Below are 5,000 nucleotides of genomic sequence, written 5' to 3' on the forward strand. Positions count from 1 at the left end.
CACCTGTAACCTATCAACGTCGTAGTCTCCGACGGCCCTTAAAAGTAAACTCATCTTGAAGCAGGTTTCACGCTTAGATGCTTTCAGCGTTTATCCTGTCCGTACATAGCTACTCTGCACTGCACCTGGCGGCACAACAGATACACCAGCGGTACGTACGACCCGGTCCTCTCGTACTAAGGTCATGTCCTCTCAATTTACTAACGATCACAACAGATAGGGACCGAACTGTCTTGCGACGTTCTGAACCCAGTTCACGTGCCACTTTAATCGGCGAACAGCCGAACCCTTGGGACCTTCTCCAGCCCCAGGATGTGACGAACCGACATCGAGGTGCCAAACCTCACCGTCGATATGAGCTCTTGGGTGAGATCAGCCTGTTATCCCCGGAGTACCTTTTATCCTTTGAGCGATGGCCCTTCCATACAGAACCACCGGATCACTTTAGCCAGCTTTCGCTCCTGCTCGGCTTGTTTGCCTCACAGTCAAGCACCCTTATACTAATGCGCTCTGCGTACGATTACCAACCGTACTGAGGGTACCTTTGCGAGCCTCCGTTACCTTTTAGGAGGCGACCACCCCAGTCAAACTACCCACCAAACAATGTCTCCCTTACAGGATTAGACTCTAAATAACAGAAGGTTGGTATTTCAACGATGACTCCACAACTCCTGGCGAAGCTGCTTCACAGTCTCCCAACTATCCTACACATCTGGCATTCAAAATCAATGTTAAGTTGTAGTGAAGGTTCACGGGGTCTTTCCGTCCCGTTGCGATTAACCGGCATCTTCACCGATACTACAATTTCACCGAGCTCGTGGTAGAGACAGTGTACAACTCATTAGACCATTCGTGCAGGTCGGAACTTACCCGACAAGGAATTTCGCTACCTTAGGACCGTTATAGTTACGGCCGCCGTTTACTGGGGCTTCAGTCAGAAGCTTTGGATTACTCCGAACATCCTTCCTTAACCTTCCAGCACCGGGCAGGTATCAGGCTCTATACGTCATCTTGCGATTTTGCAGGGCCCTGTGTTTTTGTTAAACAGTTGGTTGTACCATTTTACTGAGGCCGCATTACTGCGGCACGCCTTATCCCGAAGTTACAGCGTCAATTTGCCTAGTTCCTTTACCACGGATCACTCGAGCGCCTGAGAATACTCTTCTCGACTACCTGTGTCGGTTTACGGTACGGGCTGCTATAAACGAACCTTAGAAGTTTTTCTTGGAAGTCTGATTAGGGATACTATCAGCGCAGCCGAAGCTTTGCTGTACTATCAGGTTTCAGCATCATCGGCGGATTTACCTACCAACAATATACCTACGCCCTTTAACGCACTATTCCGTAAGTGCGCGATCCTTTCACTACTCCGTTACTCCATCGAATTTATAGCAGGTACTGGAATATTCACCAGTTTGCCATCAGCTACGCCTTTCGGCTTTGCCTAAGGACCCGACTAACCCTGATCCGATTAGCGTTGATCAGGAACCCTTAGTCTTACGGCGATAAGATTTTTCATCTTATTTATCGTTACTTATGCCTACATTTTCTTTTCTAAACGCTCCAGCATGTTTCGCAACACACCTTCGATGCAGTTTAGAATGCTCCCCTACCGTCTGATACTTACGTATCAGGCCTAAAGCTTCGGTTATACGTTTGATGCCCGATTATTTTCCGTGCCCAAACCCTCGACCAGTGAGCTGTTACGCACTCTTTAAATGAATGGCTGCTTCCAAGCCAACATCCTGGCTGTTGTAGGATTTGAACCGCGTTTGATCAACTTAACGTATCATTAGGGACCTTAGCTGTTAGTCTGGGTTATTTCCCTCTCGGCCATGGACCTTAGCGCCCACAGCCTCACTCCTGGAGATTATGTTATAGCATTCGGAGTTTATTAGGGTTTGGTAGGCGGTGAAGCCCCCTAGCCCAATTAGTAGCTCTACCTCTATAACACGTCTATATCCAAGGCTGTTCCTAAAAACATTTCGGGGAGAACGAGCTATCTCTCAGTTTGATTGGCCTTTCACCCCTATCCACAGGTCATCCCATAGCTTTTCAACGCTAATGGGTTCGGACCTCCAGTTAGTTTTACCTAACCTTCATCCTGCCCATGGATAGATCACAAAGTTTCGCGTCTACTCCCACTGACTATATCGCTCTGTTAGAACTCGCTTTCGCTACGGCTCCGGTACTGAAGACCTTAACCTCGCCAGTGAGAAGTAACTCGTAGGCTCATTATGCAAAAGGCACGCCGTCACTCATTGCTGAGCTCCGACCGCTTGTAAGCGCACGGTTTCAGGAACTATTTCACTCTCCTGTTCGGAGTACTTTTCACCTTTCCCTTACGGTACTGGTTCACTATCGGTATCTAAGGAGTATTTAGCCTTACCAGATGGTGCTGGCAGTTTCATACAGGATTTCTCCGGTCCCGCACTACTCAGGATACTACGCGTCCATCAGAATTTATGCCTACAGGGCTATCACCTGCTACGGCTCATCTTTCCAGATGATTCAACTTGATCTGACTTTCTAAATGTAGTCCTACAACCCCGGATAGAATTGCTTCGATCCGGTTTGGGCTCTTCCCCGTTCGCTCGCCACTACTTAGGGAATCATTATTTATTTTCTTTTCCTACAGGTACTTAGATGTTTCAGTTCCCTGCGTTGGCTCTCATTGCTGAGTAATACACCTTCAGTGTACTGGGTTGTCCCATTCGGAAATCTACGGATGTAACGATCGTTTGCATCTCCCCGTAGCTTATCGCAGCTTACCACGTCCTTCTTCGCCTCTTAGATCCTAGGCATCCACCATGCGCTCTTATTCGCTTTAAAAAATTTAAGTATTCAGATACTACTATATCTGTATACAACTTGCATTTCCCAATATGTCAAAGAACTTGAATCACTAATTAACTGGTTAATAAATTAACCAGATAATCGTCTTGTGATTATTGTCGATGTGTGAGATCCGATCTCTGTGGCTCTTTTGCCAAACATCTTGTTGTTATTTTTAGAAGAACTTTGGTATGTGTAATTCCCATCGTTTGCGTTGGGGTTGCAAAGGTAATGATCCTTTTTATTATCTCCAAAACTTTTTTGAAGTTTTTTTACATCTTTAATGATCTCAGTATTAATGTCTTAACTATTGGGAAAGCGCATTTTCATACCTCGATTATTAACCCTCAACTTTACAAAGAGCATACACTTTTTTGAAGCGGATGGCAAAGATATAACCTTTATCCATTCGCAGCAAAAATTATTTCAACTTATTGCTAATATTATTTCAAGTATTATTTCAATCTGAATCCATTGTAACGGATCGGTATAGTATGTATACTATCAGGAGGTAATCTGTGAAGATCTTCTCTATTATCAGCTATTGGCTTAGAGAAAGAAAAAGGTCCTGGCTTGTCACCAGGACCTTTTTTAATAAATATGGCAGCTACCTACTCTCCCGCATGATATTGCAGTACCATCGGCCATGAGGGGCTTAACTTCTCTGTTCGGAATGGGAAGAGGTGAACACCCTCGGCATAACCACCATAAGAACTTGATTGCCGTAGCTATAGTGTCACTAGATCTGTTAGATCAGTTTACTATACCTATCTGAGTCCGTTACTTTGCAGCCACGTGTACTTCGGCAATAAATAAAATAACATATTGGGAAAGTCATATACAGACTGCTGTTGCCAGCAAGTAATAAAAGAAAAAAATTAAAGCTTACGGGCAATTAGTATTACTCGGCTGCGATGTTACCACCCTTACACCTGTAACCTATCAACGTCGTAGTCTCCGACGGCCCTTAAAAGTAAACTCATCTTGAAGCAGGTTTCACGCTTAGATGCTTTCAGCGTTTATCCTGTCCGTACATAGCTACTCTGCACTGCACCTGGCGGCACAACAGATACACCAGCGGTACGTACGACCCGGTCCTCTCGTACTAAGGTCATGTCCTCTCAATTTACTAACGATCACAACAGATAGGGACCGAACTGTCTTGCGACGTTCTGAACCCAGTTCACGTGCCACTTTAATCGGCGAACAGCCGAACCCTTGGGACCTTCTCCAGCCCCAGGATGTGACGAACCGACATCGAGGTGCCAAACCTCACCGTCGATATGAGCTCTTGGGTGAGATCAGCCTGTTATCCCCGGAGTACCTTTTATCCTTTGAGCGATGGCCCTTCCATACAGAACCACCGGATCACTTTAGCCAGCTTTCGCTCCTGCTCGGCTTGTTTGCCTCACAGTCAAGCACCCTTATACTAATGCGCTCTGCGTACGATTACCAACCGTACTGAGGGTACCTTTGCGAGCCTCCGTTACCTTTTAGGAGGCGACCACCCCAGTCAAACTACCCACCAAACAATGTCTCCCTTACAGGATTAGACTCTAAATAACAGAAGGTTGGTATTTCAACGATGACTCCACAACTCCTGGCGAAGCTGCTTCACAGTCTCCCAACTATCCTACACATCTGGCATTCAAAATCAATGTTAAGTTGTAGTGAAGGTTCACGGGGTCTTTCCGTCCCGTTGCGATTAACCGGCATCTTCACCGATACTACAATTTCACCGAGCTCGTGGTAGAGACAGTGTACAACTCATTAGACCATTCGTGCAGGTCGGAACTTACCCGACAAGGAATTTCGCTACCTTAGGACCGTTATAGTTACGGCCGCCGTTTACTGGGGCTTCAGTCAGAAGCTTTGGATTACTCCGAACATCCTTCCTTAACCTTCCAGCACCGGGCAGGTATCAGGCTCTATACGTCATCTTGCGATTTTGCAGGGCCCTGTGTTTTTGTTAAACAGTTGGTTGTACCATTTTACTGAGGCCGCATTACTGCGGCACGCCTTATCCCGAAGTTACAGCGTCAATTTGCCTAGTTCCTTTACCACGGATCACTCGAGCGCCTGAGAATACTCTTCTCGACTACCTGTGTCGGTTTACGGTACGGGCTGCTATAAACGAACCTTAGAAGTTTTTCTTGGAAGTCTGA

Annotated in this window: 3 rRNA genes (2 of these 3 running past the window's edge); all 3 read right to left on the minus strand. The window is 46.2% G+C overall.

The features are described from left to right. Positions 1-2,832 (minus strand): 23S ribosomal RNA (locus tag ABQ275_RS20750) (it extends 54 nt beyond the left edge of the window). Positions 2,833-3,433: 601 nt separating this feature from the next. Next, positions 3,434-3,545, minus strand: a 5S ribosomal RNA gene (gene rrf, locus ABQ275_RS20755). A gap of 165 nt (positions 3,546-3,710) precedes the next feature. Beyond that, a 23S ribosomal RNA gene (locus ABQ275_RS20760) occupies positions 3,711-5,000 on the minus strand; it runs 1,596 nt beyond the window's last position.

Source organism: Chitinophaga sp. MM2321 (assembly GCF_964033635.1).
Lineage (GTDB): Bacteria > Bacteroidota > Bacteroidia > Chitinophagales > Chitinophagaceae > Chitinophaga.